Source organism: Veillonella parvula (assembly GCF_048309325.1).
In the GTDB taxonomy this organism is placed as follows: domain Bacteria; phylum Bacillota; class Negativicutes; order Veillonellales; family Veillonellaceae; genus Veillonella; species Veillonella parvula_T.
In genome coordinates this window covers 221,875-239,123 of sequence record NZ_DBFBTX010000005.1, presented here as the reverse complement: position 1 = coordinate 239,123, position 17,249 = coordinate 221,875, and the positions used below count along the sequence as shown (strand labels likewise).

General features: G+C 43.6%; 18 protein-coding genes. All 18 read right to left on the bottom strand.

From position 1 onward, the window contains the following. Positions 1–3: 3 nt before the first annotated feature. The 18 genes from ACMKPP_RS05800 to ACMKPP_RS05715 all read right to left on the bottom strand — a co-directional run bounded on the left by ACMKPP_RS05800 (position 4) and on the right by ACMKPP_RS05715 (position 17,245). Positions 4–972 (bottom strand): leucine-rich repeat protein, encoded by a 969-nt coding sequence (locus ACMKPP_RS05800; protein WP_418369442.1) that lies wholly within the window; start codon positions 970–972, stop codon positions 4–6. 18 nt (positions 973–990) lie between these two features. Further along, the gene (locus ACMKPP_RS05795) at positions 991–1,311 is read right to left on the bottom strand and encodes a hypothetical protein (protein WP_418369441.1); all 321 of its coding nucleotides are present in this window, start codon (positions 1,309–1,311) and stop codon (positions 991–993) included. A gap of 11 nt (positions 1,312–1,322) precedes the next feature. Further along, positions 1,323–5,078 carry a phage tail protein gene (locus ACMKPP_RS05790; RefSeq protein ID WP_418369440.1) on the bottom strand — a complete coding sequence of 1,252 codons (3,756 nt, stop codon included), beginning with the start codon at positions 5,076–5,078 and terminating at the stop codon, positions 1,323–1,325. Further along, entirely contained in the window at positions 5,078–5,542 is a 465-nt protein-coding gene (locus ACMKPP_RS05785) for an NlpC/P60 family protein (protein ID WP_418369439.1), read from the bottom strand. The genes ACMKPP_RS05790 and ACMKPP_RS05785 overlap by 1 nt, the downstream gene beginning before the upstream one ends. Continuing rightward, a complete protein-coding gene (locus ACMKPP_RS05780) occupies positions 5,539–6,393 on the bottom strand; it encodes a DUF2163 domain-containing protein (protein WP_418369438.1) in 855 nt (284 codons plus the stop codon). The genes ACMKPP_RS05785 and ACMKPP_RS05780 overlap by 4 nt, the downstream gene beginning before the upstream one ends. Positions 6,394–6,404: 11 nt before the next feature. After that, entirely contained in the window at positions 6,405–6,971 is a 567-nt protein-coding gene (locus ACMKPP_RS05775; protein ID WP_418369437.1) for a DUF2460 domain-containing protein, read from the bottom strand. Between the two features lie 2 nt (positions 6,972–6,973). After that, on the bottom strand, positions 6,974–10,198 hold the full coding sequence (locus ACMKPP_RS05770; RefSeq protein WP_418369436.1) for a tape measure protein: 3,225 nt from the start codon (positions 10,196–10,198) through the stop codon (positions 6,974–6,976). A 3-nt stretch (positions 10,199–10,201) separates the two neighbouring features. After that, complete coding sequence (locus tag ACMKPP_RS05765; RefSeq protein ID WP_418369435.1) at positions 10,202–10,336, bottom strand: hypothetical protein; 135 nt, start codon at positions 10,334–10,336, stop codon at positions 10,202–10,204. A gap of 191 nt (positions 10,337–10,527) precedes the next feature. Further along, positions 10,528–10,917, bottom strand: coding sequence for a hypothetical protein (locus ACMKPP_RS05760; protein WP_418369434.1), 390 nt, complete (start codon positions 10,915–10,917; stop codon positions 10,528–10,530). A gap of 66 nt (positions 10,918–10,983) precedes the next feature. Beyond that, positions 10,984–11,448, bottom strand: coding sequence for a phage major tail protein, TP901-1 family (locus tag ACMKPP_RS05755; protein WP_418369433.1), 465 nt, complete (start codon positions 11,446–11,448; stop codon positions 10,984–10,986). After that, positions 11,448–11,930 carry a hypothetical protein gene (locus tag ACMKPP_RS05750; protein WP_418369432.1) on the bottom strand — a complete coding sequence of 161 codons (483 nt, stop codon included), beginning with the start codon at positions 11,928–11,930 and terminating at the stop codon, positions 11,448–11,450. Before ACMKPP_RS05750 ends, ACMKPP_RS05755 begins: the two co-directional genes overlap by 1 nt. 1 nt (position 11,931) lies before the next feature. Further along, positions 11,932–12,315, bottom strand: coding sequence for a hypothetical protein (locus tag ACMKPP_RS05745; RefSeq protein WP_418369431.1), 384 nt, complete (start codon positions 12,313–12,315; stop codon positions 11,932–11,934). 12 nt (positions 12,316–12,327) lie between these two features. Further along, a complete protein-coding gene (locus ACMKPP_RS05740) occupies positions 12,328–12,795 on the bottom strand; it encodes a hypothetical protein (RefSeq protein WP_418369430.1) in 468 nt (155 codons plus the stop codon). Positions 12,796–12,797: 2 nt separating this feature from the next. After that, positions 12,798–13,061 carry a hypothetical protein gene (locus ACMKPP_RS05735; RefSeq protein WP_418369429.1) on the bottom strand — a complete coding sequence of 88 codons (264 nt, stop codon included), beginning with the start codon at positions 13,059–13,061 and terminating at the stop codon, positions 12,798–12,800. 13 nt (positions 13,062–13,074) lie between these two features. Then, the gene (locus ACMKPP_RS05730; protein WP_418369428.1) at positions 13,075–13,995 is read right to left on the bottom strand and encodes a hypothetical protein; all 921 of its coding nucleotides are present in this window, start codon (positions 13,993–13,995) and stop codon (positions 13,075–13,077) included. A gap of 29 nt (positions 13,996–14,024) precedes the next feature. Then, positions 14,025–14,642, bottom strand: coding sequence for a hypothetical protein (locus tag ACMKPP_RS05725; protein ID WP_418369427.1), 618 nt, complete (start codon positions 14,640–14,642; stop codon positions 14,025–14,027). 106 nt (positions 14,643–14,748) lie between these two features. Beyond that, entirely contained in the window at positions 14,749–15,885 is a 1,137-nt protein-coding gene (locus ACMKPP_RS05720; protein WP_418369426.1) for a hypothetical protein, read from the bottom strand. Beyond that, the gene (locus ACMKPP_RS05715) at positions 15,860–17,245 is read right to left on the bottom strand and encodes a hypothetical protein (RefSeq protein ID WP_418369425.1); all 1,386 of its coding nucleotides are present in this window, start codon (positions 17,243–17,245) and stop codon (positions 15,860–15,862) included. Before ACMKPP_RS05715 ends, ACMKPP_RS05720 begins: the two co-directional genes overlap by 26 nt. Positions 17,246–17,249: the final 4 nt, after the last annotated feature.

Here is a 17,249-nt window from a genome sequence, read left to right as displayed (position 1 = left end):
AAATTATGCTTGCACCCAAGATTTAGATTCTTTGTCAAAGCGCTTAGTTTCGTCTTGATTATAGATTTTACCTCGACTCAAAAGCATTTTTGCTAATGCTTCAACGTCAGACGCCTCGTTTACTACTAATTTAACGAGCTCATACATATTGATTGTTTGGAACTCATTACCTTGTTGCATTACAAAATTAGGGATATAAATTTCTGTTACATCTGCGCAATTATCAAATGCAGTTTTGTCAATTCTAACGGCTTTAGGCAATTTGATTATCTTGGCGGAGTTGCCGAATGCATGAGCCCCTACGGTCGTAACTTCTGGGAACTCGTAATTTTGAGTATCGTAATTATTTGCAAATTCATAATCACCGATTGTTGTTTTAGTGCCGCCATTTCCACGCACTTTATAAGTACCGATAGACTCATCTAGTAAGTTGAAATATTCAATATCCACATCATCGGACGCAAAAGGTGTAGTTAGGTTTAATTTTGCTTTACCGCTATCCTCGATAACTGTAGCACTTTGCACGCCTTGACCGCTCAAAGCAACTTTAAAATGAGGCTGCCCATATACATTAATATAAGTTTGGCCATTTGCTGGTTGGTCAAATTCAAGAGGCTTAACAGGAACATCAATACTATTACCCATTAACTCGATGAGCTTAGTTAATATAGTATCAAGTTGAGCGTTAGGCAAATAAATATTCTTACGTTTTAATGCTGTAAAAGCGTTAGGCAACTCAACTTTTGCTTTTAGAGATTCTAACCACTCTTGACGAGTACCTCTAAAGCCCTCTAGTTGAGCGATATCATAGGCACTTAGGCCGTCAGCACCATTGCGGCCGTCTGTTCCGTCAACGCCTTTTAAGCCCAGAATGTTAATATTCATATTGACAGGTTTTTCGCCTAAGCCTAGATTTATATTTAGAGGTTTATCAGCTAATTCAACTAAGATTTTTTGAAGTTCGTTTGGCATAATTATTTCTCCTTTTAATTAATGCATTGATACATCACGAATGAATGCTATATCACCCATGATCAGCTTAAATGTGTTAGTGCCTACTGTGAGGAATACATCATATTCCCCTTTGATATAGGCTTTATCGATTTCCAGCGTTTTTGCGCTTGGAATGGTAACGTATACAGTCTTATCCTGTATCTTCGTTTCAGCCTCACATAACAATTTACCTTGACCAGTTCTAATCTTGCACACGGCCTGACCGTTTGAAATATCCAAATCAGTGGCGAGCGTATATGCTCGCCGCCAATCAGAGCCTATGTGTAATATTTCATTTTGTCGCTTTACCCAGTCCACTAAATGCCCCCTTACCAGAATGAAATTATTAATAAATCAGCCTCGCCATAATAACCAAATCGGCCACTATTATAAAAGAAATAGAAATAGCCCTCTTTAGTTACGCCGCAGCCTCTATACCAGCGGCCGTCATTGTTTTGACTAGCTGCATTATTCTTCGCATAACCTCGGCCATATGAGAATGTTCCACCGTCTGGGCTATCTCCGTTTGGAAAGAAAACTCGATTTTGCAACGGCTCGCCATGTAGCCAATATCCGCCTTCGAGGTCGTCCATTCTGCCACCGTCTGGCTTTCCGTTCCAGTACATCGAATATCGGTTATTGAAGTCGTGTATCTGGCGCATATCCTCGTGGCTAAAATATCGACCATTTAATTTATATGTGGCCTCTTTATTCATTTTCACGTTAGTTGCATAGAATAAACAGCGCTCGTAATTGTATCCGCTAGGCAGGCTAATTTTTTGACCGCTTACAACATGCATCGTCATAAAATTAGTATTTTTAAGCGGTTCGCCATTTGCATATACGCTGTTTGCGTCTATCCTAGAGCCTGTAATATTTACACCTCTGATATTGCCCTCTGCGTCAACGCTGAACGTATTTGAGGCGTTTTTGATTACGGTACCAGTAATAGTGCCGCCTTGTAAATCGCCTATGTTGGCCGATATAGCTGCTAGGTTGTCAACGTGGATATTATCGGCTGTAACTGCGCCAGCTTGTATCATACCTCTAGCGATAATATTTTTATCAAATAAAGTTTGTCCAGTAACGTGCAATAGCTTGCCGTCAATCTTAGTGCTTGCTGGCGTTAAGTTAATGCGGCTTATAAGTTCCTTACCGTCGAGCTTGCCTAGTGCATTTGTTACTTTCAACTCAATGCCCTCTGAAATTTGAGTGATTTGTGAGCTTACATGCTTATTTAAATCATTCAAAGAGCGCTGAAACGCACTCGCTTGGTCGATGAGTTTATTCTCAAAACCATTAACGCTAGTCTTGACTGTGCCGACTTCATCGTTTAAAGCCTTAATAGCCTTATCCATATTAGATATGCCGAGGCTTTCCATATCGAGTAGCTCTTTATCAATTTTAGCTTTAACTGCCACGCTCACGGCCTCTGTAGCTATGCCCTCGCCGAATATATCAACGTAAGCCACTTTCACATTGTAGACGCCAGCCTCTAAAGGAATACTTAGAGCGTTTGTAGTTGTAAAATACACTTTACTATCAATGTATACATTAGCGCCCTTACAGTTCGCAGGAATAGCCTCGAATGTAACGCCTATGCCGTTGATATTGCCTGTTGCTTTGAGATTGGTCGGCTGTTTAGGCTGCGGCACGTTATAAGTCAATTCTGCAGGTGCTCCGTAGCCTTTAGCTGGGTTATGAGCATACAAGTATACCTTGCCAGTACGATTACGCAATATGCCACTATAGGTAGTGTTATTGCTACGGCCAATTAAGCCGTCATTTTGGCCTGCGTTCAAGTCAAGCCTTAGCTCGTAATAATCTACATCGGCATTTCTAACCTCTAACCAGTTGAAATGAGCCATATCGCCGAATGAAATAGAAAAGCCTAGCGGCTTATTCGGAATTTCACTCTTTAGCTCTACGGTAATACTCTTAGATACGCCCTGCGAGGTGTTTCCGTGTGTATCTTTTACAACGGCTTTAATCTCGTATGTATGGCCTAATTCACAGCCGCTTATAATGACTTGCCCCTCACCTGCGCCGCCATATTTCCATTGACCGTTAGGCTCTCTATACCAGATTTCCACAGTATCAAGGCTATTAATATGTGGCACGTTAAACTCTGCCACCACATCGAATGACTTAACCCTATTAGTGATCTCGTAGTATTTAGTATATAGAGTAAGGTCTGTAACCTCTGGTATGAAGTACGGCGTCAATGTGTATTGATACGGCTGCACCTCGTCGAGCCCTTGCTCATTGCTTCCAAATAGGTTCATAGAGGTGAATTTGAGGTATATTGTTTTTCCTATATCCTCTTTTCTATAAGGATAACGGAAAAGCGCCTCATCTACACGAATAAACCGCTCACCAGCATTATGGCTAATTGCATTAGTGCCGTATTGGCCTCGTACAAGGCCGCTCAATGAAAATTGGTTATTAGGGCCCATATTAACACCCTCATAACTGAACGCCTCGCCATTTACCCAACAAAGCGTATTCGCTCGCTCGGCGTCAATGTGCGTACCGCCTTTGAGTACGCCTTGATTAAGAGTAACCTCGCAGGCGTTCGCTGTTTCGTTGAATGCTAACCGAGTGCGGCCCATGCGAGCCTGTTGTGTGATAGAACCTATACGGCTGTAATTCTCGCCATTATCAGAAAGCCATACAGAGCAACCGCCCCAACCACTCGGCGCATTAACGCCGATGAATACTTGATTGCCGCCTACATCGCCAACAGTCTGGAAGATTGCCACATCGTTAACGCTCGGCGCGGCTTGGTTATAATCAATGAAAGGCCGCTCGTTCTCGTGCACATCATAGCGAGCTGGTGCATATGTACCAGCAGGCTTACCCTCGGCTGTAAATTCGAGTTGTCCGTCTGCCGCCTCATTTACTGCGGTAATTACTACAATTTGCTTATTGAGCTGGCAGGCCTCATCTGTAAGCGTTACTAAGTCGCCAACCTCGAGAGTACAGAACGCCCAATCTAGCCTAAATGTGTATTGAGTTTTAGCGTATAAGCGTTTCATAGCCAACTGTTCAGCGTAGTATTGAGCCCTAGCCTTTGTATATAGGTAGTGAGCCGTTTTCTTTGAGGCAGGTTTTAAGCCGTTGCGCTGTACATCAGCCACCACCTCAAAGGATACTGTTTCTTTCTCGTAGCCATTAGATCGATTAATGAACTCAACTGTAGCCTCATTATAGGCCTCGCTTGTATCTTTTCGCTTATACAAAATAAGCTGGCCGTCTGTGCCTGCGATAAAATCATCTGCCGTTAAGTTGTATTGAATTTGGTTCGCAGGTGTCCACGTGCCGATAGGCTTATCGGCTAAAGGCACGATTTTAAGGCGGTCTGTGCTCCAGAATACAAGGCTATTTGTGATCTCGGCTATATCATTAATAATGCTTTGAGCTTTAGCGCTTTTTTGCTCTGGTGGTGTGCTGATTAATATATCAGCCGCCTTGCAGTAGGCTCTAAAGTTTTCAATGCCCTCAATTTGTACATCTGCCCCAACCGATTGCAGTACATGCTCGATATAGTCAGCTGGGTTGACGTCTACGCCGTCGCCTGTTTCTCTTAGCTTGCCATATACCTCGAAATTATATTGAGGTAAACTGCCACGCTCGCCTAAATCAACCACGCCAGCCATATAAGCTAAACCACTATAAGGCAATGCCTTTTCTGGGTGCTTAGATAGCATATAAGGCCACGGCGTTTGAGCAGCCTCGCCATTAAATAAAGTTAGCTCGATTTTTTCATTCGGATATTGATATATTTCCTTATCACGCCATACCTTACCAATACCAGCGATAGGGCCCTCGCATAGAGCAATAGCAGCCGCTACAGAGTAGGTATAAGTAATATTTGTGTGCTTTGCACCGCCACCTTTACCAGTTCTAGTGGTGCTTTTATGCTCGCGAGCTGTGAAATCATCATAATCTATGATGTTGCCGCTTACTCGAGTAGTACCCAATATCTCTGGAACTACCTCACCATATGAGGCTGTATTGATTTGAAAATCAGCGATCATATCGGCTCGGCTAGTTGTACTTTTGCCTCTGAATAAAAAGCCCATTATTTACGCTCCTCTCTAAATCTATACACAGCCCTCAAACGTGAGCGGCCTTTCTTATCGTAAAAAATCACATCATCAAGCTTGGATATAATCACGCCATAATCAACGAAAGCATGAATTACAAGCCCTTTACCGATATATATAGCGCCGTGCGAAATACATCGGCCATATTGATATAGCAAAAAATCGCCAATTTCAAGCGGAGAGCCCTCTTTCACTTCATCGGCGACTTGTTGCACGTATTTAAGATATTTCTCCTCTGAGTGATGTAAATGCCACTCATTTGAGTAGTTTTCTATCTGTAGTCTATCGGCTTTCATGAGGCCGCTATCAACCACCGCAGCCACTAACAGATAAGAGCAATCGACGCCAGCACCTTTTACCATTGAATTATTGGCGTATGGAGTGCCTAGCCATTCAATCGCAGCATTAGCTATCCTTTCGCCAGTTGTTAAAGTATTCATCGTATGCTCTCCTTTAGTGGTACGTAAGGCGTCGCCCTGTTCCTATTCCAGTTATTGAATTTATTTTTGCATTCACTAGGTGTCTTATTACAGCCAGCATATATATAAAATTGGTCGCCGACTCTTGGGCTTACCTCGAGAGCGCTCATATACAATATTACGCCGTCAATGCTTTGTAATATCTGTGTAGATTGCCCTGCTAATGGGCCAGTGATCCAATCAATGCCGCCAGCTGTGTAATAGCCATTTGTAAATGGTATATCAATTCTTATGGAATTAGGGCCAGAGCCTAAAGCTGTAACCTTGCCGCTCTTTCTGAATTTTGAAATATCAACGCCGCACTCTTTTGAATACACGCTAAAGGGGCATTGTGGATAATACCGCCTATTCGGATATTCAATATTGAGCTTTTGCACGATTGATTTAACATTGAGCTTTAAGGTAAGGCCACCGCCTTGACTAACCTCACATAAGCCAGTAAATAACCCTACAGCGTCAATAATAGTATAGTTATCATCAAAAAAGGCTCTTTTGAGCGTCATTTGAGCGCCGTCAAAGCCGCCATTATGAGCTACGGCCATAATAGGTACGCCGCCTATTTTATCTTGCTCATTCGTGGATATGCTAATCGTCATTTTATCAACGCTAACAGTGCTATTAGTGGCGATTTTATCCCTTACTATAATAGGGCCGTCTGACTTATAGATTTGGCCGTTGTAGGATACGTCGGCATCTGCGTCAGCCCAGTAATACGATACACCACTACGCAAGCGCAACTCGTAAAGGTCGCAGCTCATGAAATGTTTATCATTGTTTAGGTGCTGTCGTAGTACCTCGTTTACCTCTTTCATAACTGCGCCCCCTATCGAGTAGTAACTAACTTGAATGATTTTGTTTTATATATGTTTGTGAAAATATACTCGGCTGTCATATCACCGCTGAACCTTACCAACCAATAATAGGTATAATCAGCCGTGATAACCGCATTAGGTGCTACTGTTTGACCTGCTGCGAGCTTAATCACGCCTTTATCGCTAACAGCTCGAATAGGTGAGCCGTCAGCGTATAATGTAAGATTTTCGATATGATATACAGGCTCTAGGAAATCGCCGAACTTTCGCACGGCTTGCCATGAACCCATAGCACCAGTACCGAGTTGAATGCCTTTCTCGGCGTTATCCTCTGGATCTAGCCACAAGAAAGGAATTGTACCCCCTCGAGTTTTAGAGTAAAAACCCATTAACTCTTTATACTGTGCTGGTGTCAGCACCTCAAACTCTGTGGAAATGGTGTATTGTGGATATTTCCAGTTTGTCATGGTGCGAACCTTACCAGAGCCAGAGGTCTTGGTTTTTGTATCCCATTTCTGCGCCTTTTGTGATTTCCACGCAAGCGAGATGATACTAGGAAATTTTAAGTATTCAGCCATAACTACCACGTCCCAGCCGTGCCAACAAATTCACGGTCTTGATTAACTAAGAACTGTCTTAATGCTTGGCCGCCTCTAGTTTCGAGGAATGAGCCAAAGCTTTCGGCGTCTATAGCGCTTACATTGAGTGTAATGCCGCCACCTGCACCCATACCACCATTAGAGCGATTAATGCCCTCGCCTAATCGGTCGAATACTGTATCAGATAAAGGCAATACAGCCTCATCATATTTACCCTCGCCAATTTGGGCGAATGTAGCACCATAAGCAAGGCCACCCTCTGCGAGTTTTGGCATACTATTAGCGTTGAACGCAGCCCCAAAGCTGCCGCCAAAGTTACCAGCTGCGCCGAGTGCTGTAGCTTGCGCTACGCCTGCCGCTGTGCTGCTACTCCATGCTGCTAAGCCTGCCGCTGCACTAGCTCCGAATGTCGCCATAGATACTTGTTGAGCGAGAGAGCTCCATGCAGGTAGTTGGGCCTGTGCCGCTGCTACGCTTGCCGCTGTTTGTTGCGATTGTAGCATTTTACCGAGTACAGCTTGCTTTACCTGCGCTGCGATCCATTGAGCCACGCTATCGCTAATTGTTTTAAGAATAGCTTTCCCCATATTTTGGAAAGCCTGCGTTATACTCATTGTTCCTTGCAAAAGTCCAGAAATGCCCTCTTGCAATTTATCAATGCTAGCGCTCGCACTTTCCCATATAGCACTTTGGCCACTCCAATGACTATCCATTACGGCTTGTTGGTATTCATTGAGTAGCTCTTTTCTGAGTTCATAGCTTTGTTGTGTAGCCACATATTCAGCGTCAAGAGCTGATTGCAACGCCTCAAAGTCCTGTGTGCGCATAGCCTCGTCAATGTTCCATTTCTCCTCGGCCATTGTGCGCTGTAATTCTAGGTATTTATCGCTATAATCTCGATGAACTGCGAGCAATTCCTCAGTCTTTTGGCGCTCAAATGTGATACGTCCGTCCTCGACTTCTTCAAATTTAATACCTCGCTCTTTCAAGGTATCAATGAAATGCTGTTGCTGCATTTTGTCCATTTGTACAAAATCATCGGCGTATTTATCCCATTTATCACCAATAGCGTCGATTGCGTCGGTGTACTCTTTGGTAAATTGCACCATAGGTGAGGCTTGGCCTGTACTATCTTTGACTGCTAGATTTAACTCGAGATCTTTTCGCATATCACGAATGTTATTCTCGATTTCTCGCAGCTTTGTCATTTCCTCTTGTTTAGCTTTAATGCGTTTCTCAGCATATACGGCGTTCAATAACTCGAGGTCTTTTTGATAGTTAGCATTAGCTGCCTTTGATTTTTCAAGCTCATCAAGCTCTTTCTTGTACTCTAATTCGAGTAGCTCTTGCTTGTTGCCGAGCATTTCAAGGTATGATTGCAAGATCTTTTCATGTATCTGCTTAGCCTCTTTTTCGAGGTCTTTACCTTTGCTGCCTTTTCCGCTGCCACCTTTGCCTTTTTTACCTTTGCCGCCGCCAGTGTCAACATCTCCGCCGCCGCCACCGCCTACGTCTAGATCACCGCCACCGCCGCCAGATAAGCCGTTAAATACTTGCGAGGCCATATCGCCAGCAGTATTTACAATGTCCTGCGCTGTATCAGCGCTGATAGTGTCTACCTGTGCAATAGCGGTGAACGTACCGCCAAAGAATTTGGCCACTTTATCGCCTACGCTGTTGAGTTTAGCAATAAGCCAGTTCAAAGCCTCGATAATCTTATTAATGCCCCAAACTGCAGTATGGACAATTGTCGAGAATACTGAGCTTAGTGTGCTACCAAACCCATTGCCAGCGGCAGCCGCTGTAGCAAATACTGTAACCAATGTTACAAGTACAGAGATTAATAACCCTACAGGGTTGGCTTTCATTACGAGATTAACAACCCTCTGCGCCGCCGCTGCTGCTAATGCACCGCTACGAACAGCAATATAAGCGCCTCTTACGCCAGCAAGTACAGCCGTTAATAGCGCCGATACTGTCGCTGTTCCTGCCATTGCAGCTCTTAATACCACCATAGCCGCCGCATGTACTTTCGTAGCTGTAGCCGAGGCTACCTCTGCCACTCGATACGCTACCACTTTGACAGTCAAAGCAGCCGTTTGAGCATTGCATAAGGCAACAGCTGCCCTATAAGTAGTAAATGCTACCACCACGGCCAATATGGCTGCCGACACTCTCGGCATAGTCGTAATAAATAACGAGCCAAAGCTCCTTACTGTCTGCGAAATAGTGGATATTGCTATCCGTAATCCTGCAAACGCTGCACTAATTAGCCCTATAGAGCCTTGCGCCGCTACTGCCATACCTCTGATTGCCACGCCTACGCCCTCGCTTAACGCTTGGAACTCGCCGCTTTGTGGAATAGATGAAATCTGTTCAAGTACAGGCTGAAAGGCTTGTATTAATTGATTTTGAATAGATTGACCTACCTCGGCGAATGTCATAGGAATTTCGGCGAATTTCTCGTTTGTTTCCTCTGCGCTGCCGAGCAGTGCATTCTTGATTATGTCGGCTGTAATGAGGCCTTGCGAACTCATTTCTTTTAATTGTCCAACGGATAACCCCATTTCATTGGCAATAGATTGAGCTAAGAGCGGAGCATTCTCCATAATAGAACGGAATTCGTCGCCTTGTAGCTTACCTGCCGCCATTGCTTGGGTAAGTTGGTACATAGCAGCACTTGCCTCTTGCACACTAGCGCCAGAGATTTTAAATTGCTTATTCAGCTGTTCCACAAAGGCGATTGCCTCATCATTCGAGCTGAAAGCGTCTTTTGCCAGCATATTGAGCTTTGCCACGCTATCGGCCATGTCTATATAGCTACCTCTCGAGCGATTGGCTGCACCATATATTTTATCCATGATCTCGGCTGTCGTTTGTGAGCCGTCATTGATCAAATTAATACGAGATCGAATGCTTGTTAATTCGTCGGCTGTCTGTGCTGCTGCTACAGCCACATCTTTAACCTTATTAGCCACTAACCCTATGCCAGTAACAGCGCCAGCGAATTGCAAACCCTTATTCATTTGAGATACGATAGATTTTATCTCTGCACGAATACCAGCCGCCTCTTTAGCTACTTTATTGCTCGCCTCTGCTACGCTTTTAGGTAGCTCAGAGCTTATCGTATTAGCCACCTTATTGACGGCTGCCGTAGCCTCTGAACTATCAGCGCTTATGCGAACATTAATATTACTATCTGCCATTTTCTATATCTCACCCCCTGCCTCTCTAAATTCACGGATAAAGTCCGCCTCTGCTTGCCGTTTCTCGGCCTCTGTAGGCGGATATAGAACATCAATAAACTTCTTCGGTTCGATTGTCTCTGCTAGCTGCGTGTTCATGATATTAGCCACCCAGAAAGCTCGGTTTGTATCCTGTAGTTTTTGCCTACGTTCATACCCTCTGACTAACTTTCTATACTCCATAGGCTGCAATCGCATAAATTCCCATGGTTTCAGCTCTAACACGCTATATGCTATATCTTCGGCGTTTCGTAACCATAAAGAAAAAGAGGGGGCAACTTGGCCCCCCTCTAGTTTTTTGATTGTTCGGCCTCATTTTCGATAGCTAACTTATCATCTGGCGTGAGCTCGTTTGGGTACATTTGATAGTACATTTTAGAACCCAAAGCACCACTTGCAATGATCGCTTGCATAAGCGGCGCTTGTAACGATAATAGGCTCATATCTTTAGTTTCATCGGCGAGCAATTCGTCAAACAATTCATAATATTGTTGAGCGTTTCTCTTGTGCTGTTTCATACCGATTGCATAACCAGTGATAATGCTATTGATTGGCCAAATGCTCATTTGTAATAGCTCCCCAATCGGTTGCCCTACAGCAGCCTCAAACTCCATGAGGCGCTGCATATTGAACATTAGATATTCGCCATTTTTAAAAAAATCACAATTCACTTTTTTCATAATTAAAACTCCCTATTTTAGCGCTAATTTAGTAATGGTACATGTATATAAGGCTACCTATCAGCCTTATAATGTTGGTGCTGGTTGCAACTCAGATAATGGGCCTACGCCATTAAGAGAGCCTTTATAAGTAGCTACGCCGTCATGCGGTGTGGAAATAGAAAGCTCTGTTACGCTGGCAATACCAGTGAAGAATGTTTTGTCTGGATACTCAAATTTGATGTGTACATTGTCGCCGTCCAAGAATGCTTTTTCTAACAATTTCAAGCTTTCCTCTTTAGGCATTAAGAGCGTTTCAATAGCAAAGCTCCACTCTTTAAGGCCTGCAATCGTAGATTTCCAGCCACCAGAGCCCTTATGAGAGGCGTCGATAGAGTCAGCTTTACGAGATAAATCGCCACTACGTTGACCGCCTAACAATAGCCATTTAGCGCCTGCTTTTTCGTTTGTACCTACATTCAGATATAATAGGTAGTTTTTGCCTGCTGTAGGCATATCCACGGCCGCTGGTTTATATAATGTTTCTGCCATTAATAAATACCCCCTTTAGTATTTAGATTTTCTTTTAAATCGTACATTTTAGCCTCAAATCGGTATTGTGTACCAATAAAAGGCCTCATGCTGTCGTGATCGTCTGTTTTATTTGTGCAGCGAATATCAATGATCTGATAGCCGCTTTCTTGTAATACGCAATATTCCCCATTAAGTGCGCCGCATTGCTCTCTAAAAGCAATTAAGATTTCCTCTATCTTGCTTTCAAGAGCTGCAATCTGCTCATAAGCTACATCGAACTCATGACTATCTGATTTAGTCCATACCTCGATGTAAAACTCTTGTTTGAGCATATTGTGCACGTTATCATCGGCAGGCGTTGCCTCACCTCGGCCTAGCATTACCATTCCGAGCGTATCAACGCCAGCATTTTGAGGATTTAAAAAGCCGAGCTTGACTTGTCCGTCAAACCCAGCTTTCTCGATTGCGTATTTAATTTTATTCAATAATTCGAGCCACATATTAGCCACCTCGATATAGAGGAATACTTCTATACCCTGCATACTTGGACGGCTGTCCTGTGAGCTGTTCCGCTGTGATTTGGCTTTCTAAAACCGCTATTCTATTGTTGATATACTTCAACTTCTTAGAATAATAATCATCATCGTTGCCATTACGGCTATATTGGCCTGTTAAAGAGGCGCTCTTATTCATGCAGGTTTCTCGATAGCAATACAATGTTACGAGTTCATCTACAACAAAAGAACGGATAACCTCGCTCTCTTGTACGCCTAACCTTTTAGCTAATACATACAGCCAATTTTCAGCTTTCTTCAACGTGCTTTCTAGCACATTAGGCCCTAGTAGCTCATCATCGAATATCATGCTTTGAAATTCGTATAGCATATATCAAACCCCTTACAGTTTAATGTGCAGCTCTGTTCGCTTAGCCCCTAGCTCTACATTACGAGCTATTTCGCCAAGCGATACATTAACAGCTTTCGAGAATATATCATGAACAGCCTCACGGCTATTGTCGAGAGCCTCATATAAGAATTGGTCTGGCTGTGTACCTCGATGAAATACACGTTTAGCAAAGACAAACCCATTGCCACCAACAGGAACCCATCGCAAAGACTGCTTTTCTTTTGGAAAAATATAATGCGCTCGTGTTCCCTCATGCACGAAAGGCCCATAAGGTGCGATGTTACTGTCGATATATACCTCTGCCGTTTTATCGCCAATCATTCGCACGTCTATAGCCCTTTCGAGCTGGCCGCTACGAGAGGTAAAGCGGTGAGTGCGTTGGGCCTCTTCCTGTACCTCTCGAGCGCTGGCTTTGATTGCTTGCCGTAGGCGTTTTTCAAACACCTCTCTAGCGTTCATGATTATTTCTTACTGGACTTTGTAGCCTTTTTGCCCTCGCCGTCTGTCGGTTCTGTGTCTGGGTTTTCATCGCCTACGCCGCCCTCGCCGTCTGTCGGTTCTGTGTCTGGGTTTTCATCGCCTACGCCGCCCTCGCCGTCTGTCGGTTCTGTGTCTGGTTCAAATTCTGGCTCTAATACAAAACCCTCATCAAGCCACAGCTCGAGAGTGCTTTCATCGTCCGTGTATCGAACCTCATTCATACGAATTACTCTGTATTTACCCATAGTTACCCCCTAATTATGCGCCAAAGTTTACCCACAAAGACGCTAGGCGGTTCTTAGGAACCCATACGTCGTGGAATTTTCTATAATCAATAGCCCATGCGTCGGCTTGTTGGTTAATAGTTGGATCAAAGATACGCATTTTGTCTGTTTTAGATACTGCAATAGGAGCTTTACGGCTCATAATAAGCCAGTTGATAGCTTTTGCGCCTGTATCAGCTTTAAAGCCGCCTTTTTCTTGGCCTGTAGTTTTGCCGTCATTGAATACGTATTGAGATTTTAAGCGTGCGCTAGATACTCCGATGATAGGAATTTCGTTATAAGTGCGAACACGAGTATTGTATTGGCCTTGTGTAAAGTTAGCTACATTGAGCATGCCCTTAACGCCTACAGCCTCATTCAAAATACCTTGAACTCGTGCGCTCATTACGATTACTAAATCGCCAGTTTCACCGATTAAGTCCTCAATTTCCATGATTTCTTTGTTGAGCTGCTTGATAATATTAGTATCATCTGGAGTGAAAGCGTCTGTTTTGCGGCTTTCTTGTTTAGCGTATGCAGCGATTTTAGAGTAGCGGTATGCGTCTACTTCTGGGATAACCTGCTCTTTTTGGAATGTAGTCATTACATTTGTAGCTGTAGCTAAGAAGTTTGTTTCGTCTACGTCCATAGAATCAAGAGAGAATTTACGGCCACGGTCTTGGGTGAGTTTGAAATCGTTGAATTTCAAAGATACAGAACCTAGGTTGTAGCCGTTATCACGATCGTAGTTAGCCAAGCCGTCAACGGAAAGAGTAGGAATTTTAACAGTATCGCCGCCGTTGTATTTAACCTCGCCAGCGTTGGCCTCCATAAAGCCAGATGTAGCAGCAACCAACATTTGTTGGTCTAGTACTGTTTGGAAATTTTGAGCCATAGTTAAAGTGTTAATTGCCATTGATTATTACCTCATTTCTAATCAAATAATTAGCCCTCGCTAGGTGGTTTCACACCTGCGATTTTGAACATTTCTGCTAATTGACTATTGCCGTCATTCGCATTACCAGAACCAGCACCGCTGCCGCCACTTTGCGTAGTCTTAACTGCATAAGGCTTGTCAGCTAAAAATGCTGTTGCACATTCCTCGATAGTGCCGATTGTGCCGTCCTCTTTAGTCCAGCCATATGTGCCGTCTTGTTGTACTGTAATCTGTCCAGCTATGAGCTTGCTGAATGTTTCGGCGTCTGTACAATTAGCTTTTGTTAGCGCTGCGATTGTTTGAGCGCTGATTTCGGAATTGGTACGCTTTTCAATCTCTGCTTGGCGAGCCGCCTCTGCTTGCTCGTACTTATCTGTAAGGCCTTTGAGTTGTTTCTCCAAAGCCATGATTTCTGGGCTTTTTTCGCCTTTGTGAGCCTCAAATTCGTCAACCTTACCTTTTAACTCATCTCGAGCTGTCGTTAAATCGGTAATCTGTTTCTCGAATTTGAGTCGGTCGGCTTTGGCTACCTCGTTAATACGAGAGATTTCGCCTTTAAAGCCTGCCACGAGGTCTTTACCCCCCTCGAGTTTTTCAAGTGCTGCGTACAATTCTGCTAAAGTCATGAGTCTTTCTCCTTTTCGTCATGAATTACGCCACATTTCGCCGCTTGCTAGTTTGTGGCAATATAAAAGGCCCATGCATTCACTTGCATAGGCCAGTAAGTCTAAATTATGTATTTTCTTTTGGTGTTCTAGGCTCGAATGTTTCCCCATTCCAGCCTCTTATGTGGTCTTTCCAGTTCGCTTTACCACTTTTAACCTCTTTACTGCCGCTTATGCCTAGTAATTTCTCTCTATGATCTCGAGAAATAGACTCTATATACTGCTTGCCGCCCTCGTCTGTATTGTCTTTCGCCTTAGTAATATCTACTTCAAAATCATAGACAGGCGATATTCTACACATACAGTGAGGGTGAGCAGGCAGCATAGGAAATTTATTCTTAGGATACACACCCTTACCTAGTCCATATAAATCGGCATTAGCGTAAAAGTCGCATATATCATAGCGAGGGTGTCTACTGGATAATGTCCATTTCAAAGCTACTACATCATCATCGTTGATATATCTGTTCATTTGGCCGTCAGCATATGCTCTAGCCATTTCTGTGCGAGCTATTCGTTCGGCGTTGTATCGTGCTTTCTCTTGCACCGCCACAGTAACAGTCCTCGAAAGGTCTATAGCATTGCCCTCATCTATCGCTTGTATCAATTCAGAATAGGCAGCTCGTAGGCTTGGCGTAGTATTCTGTTGCACCTTGCGCTCTGCTCGCCTAATTACACGCTTAAATCGAGCTAACTCTTCATCATTAAGCGATTGAGGCGGCTTTAAGGCTCTAAGCCGTTCAATATGCTTTGGTAGTTTGTCAGTAGCGATAATGCCACCATTGCCATAGCCCTCGAATATCGAGCGAGCTATCTCACGAATGCTTTTCCCTCGTTTCAGTGATTGCTTAATAACCTCGGCTGTTTCACGTTGTACTTTATGAGCGTTTCTATGTAGCCGCTTAGATAACTTTAAGCCGTCGCTTGCCCAAGCTGCTCGCATTGCCTCGCTGATTGATTGAGTTGTGTAATTAAAAGGTCTATGACCTGCCACCGATAGCGGTGTAAGTACACTATGATAGGCATTATTGAAATTTTCCACCATATCAGCCGTCAGAGGGCTCTCTAGCATTTCCATAATAGGATAAGACTTATAAGCGATTTGAACGGCCTTATCGGCTGAATATCCAAGCACTACTAATTCACGCACCATGCTCTCGAATTGCTCGAGTATATTATCAAGCGTTTGGCTCGTCTGTGTCATTATTGCCACCGTTTAGATCATCATCGTCATAAGTTTGGTCTTGGGCTTTAGTGTCGGCCGCTGTCTGTGCCTCTTTAACGATTGCGTCTTTAGTTTCCTTTTCCAAATTAGGCATGTAAGCGTCAATTACTTTCTTTAAGATTTCATTGTCGAATGTGTCGGACTCAAATTCTAAGTCTTTAGCCTGTTGTGCCTGTGTAAGGCTTTCAGTAACATCATTTACCTTGAAATCTTTTGGATATTCGCAAAAATACTCTAGGTTATCGCCGCTCCATAGCTTATATAGCTCGATAATGTCGTACTCTGCATTCTCGCAACGCACTGCAAAGGCTGCAAGATTTTGATTAGTACGCTCGAAATCCCATTGTTTAGCGACGCCGCTCTTGGCTTGCTGTACGCCGATAACGCTATCAATACCACTCATTCGATACATCTCATTGATGAGCTTATCAATTTGAGCCATAAGCACCTCGGCTGGCCCTTTATCTGGTGCGATAAAGTTCGGCGCTTTGCTTGACTCAAATGGATATGCGAGCAAGTTGTCTGTACCGATTGTTACATCTTGCAAGCCGTTATTATCGACTGGCATAGTTAATATGCTAAATGTTTGATTGTATAGAATTTGAGAGAGTAAAGAGCATAGGTTATATACATGAGCATTCGTTTTAGCGATACTCAAATACTCTGGCGGCGGAAGAATATCACGTTTACGTGCCGCCCTGCCGAACCATTGAACGATTGGAATACGTCCGATATTATGCTCACCTTTGTCGATGAGTTTATTCTCATCATCTGTGATTTTCCATTCGGTAGGCGTCCATGTATGGCAACGTGCTTTGATTGTACCGTCCGCATTCTTCAAATAGGTTGCATAAGTAAATAATTTGAGCTTGCCGTTGTCGTCAAACTCATAATTCACTACATTCTTAGGCTCAACAGCCGTGAGGTAAGGCATAGACCTATTAGCCAAAGTTTCAGCCAAAGAGCTGCCGAACTCGCTCACGTTATCCACTACGATATACATAACGCCATACAGCTTAGCAGCTATAGCATTCTGCTCTATAAATTCCTGTAACGATGTGCCTTGGCGGTCTACATCGTTGATAAACTCATCAAATAATACAGATTTCCCGTATTCTCGCTTGATTTCGTCTTTGAAGATTGGATCTACAGAGGCATTCAAAATAGGCCCTGTGTAATTTAAGTAGTAAGCTATCTTACGTCTAAAAGCGATTGACTGCGTACTCTCTCGAGCGTGTTCCGTAATCGCCGTTCCAGTAGCGAACATACCGCTACCATAATAGGCGTCATGTAACAGCTCATACTCCTCTAATCGAGGGTTATTGTTAATTATTGCCATGTTG

Bases quoted from the DNA above. Each gene is read 5' to 3' on its own strand.
- ACMKPP_RS05715 (WP_418369425.1), bottom strand. From the start codon at position 17,245: ATGGCAATAATTAACAATAACCCTCGATTAGAGGAGTATGAGCTGTTA.
- ACMKPP_RS05740 (WP_418369430.1), bottom strand. From the start codon at position 12,795: ATGAACGCTAGAGAGGTGTTTGAAAAACGCCTACGGCAAGCAATCAAA.
- ACMKPP_RS05745 (WP_418369431.1), bottom strand. From the start codon at position 12,315: ATGCTATACGAATTTCAAAGCATGATATTCGATGATGAGCTACTAGGG.
- ACMKPP_RS05725 (WP_418369427.1), bottom strand. From the start codon at position 14,642: ATGACTTTAGCAGAATTGTACGCAGCACTTGAAAAACTCGAGGGGGGT.
- ACMKPP_RS05730 (WP_418369428.1), bottom strand. From the start codon at position 13,995: ATGGCAATTAACACTTTAACTATGGCTCAAAATTTCCAAACAGTACTA.
- ACMKPP_RS05760 (WP_418369434.1), bottom strand. From the start codon at position 10,917: ATGAAAAAAGTGAATTGTGATTTTTTTAAAAATGGCGAATATCTAATG.
- ACMKPP_RS05775 (WP_418369437.1), bottom strand. From the start codon at position 6,971: ATGGCTGAATACTTAAAATTTCCTAGTATCATCTCGCTTGCGTGGAAA.
- ACMKPP_RS05765 (WP_418369435.1), bottom strand. From the start codon at position 10,336: ATGAACACGCAGCTAGCAGAGACAATCGAACCGAAGAAGTTTATTGAT.
- ACMKPP_RS05770 (WP_418369436.1), bottom strand. From the start codon at position 10,198: ATGGCAGATAGTAATATTAATGTTCGCATAAGCGCTGATAGTTCAGAG.
- ACMKPP_RS05790 (WP_418369440.1), bottom strand. From the start codon at position 5,078: ATGGGCTTTTTATTCAGAGGCAAAAGTACAACTAGCCGAGCCGATATG.
- ACMKPP_RS05735 (WP_418369429.1), bottom strand. From the start codon at position 13,061: ATGGGTAAATACAGAGTAATTCGTATGAATGAGGTTCGATACACGGAC.
- ACMKPP_RS05785 (WP_418369439.1), bottom strand. From the start codon at position 5,542: ATGAATACTTTAACAACTGGCGAAAGGATAGCTAATGCTGCGATTGAA.
- ACMKPP_RS05780 (WP_418369438.1), bottom strand. From the start codon at position 6,393: ATGAAAGAGGTAAACGAGGTACTACGACAGCACCTAAACAATGATAAA.
- ACMKPP_RS05750 (WP_418369432.1), bottom strand. From the start codon at position 11,930: ATGTGGCTCGAATTATTGAATAAAATTAAATACGCAATCGAGAAAGCT.
- ACMKPP_RS05755 (WP_418369433.1), bottom strand. From the start codon at position 11,448: ATGGCAGAAACATTATATAAACCAGCGGCCGTGGATATGCCTACAGCA.
- ACMKPP_RS05800 (WP_418369442.1), bottom strand. From the start codon at position 972: ATGCCAAACGAACTTCAAAAAATCTTAGTTGAATTAGCTGATAAACCT.
- ACMKPP_RS05720 (WP_418369426.1), bottom strand. From the start codon at position 15,885: ATGACACAGACGAGCCAAACGCTTGATAATATACTCGAGCAATTCGAG.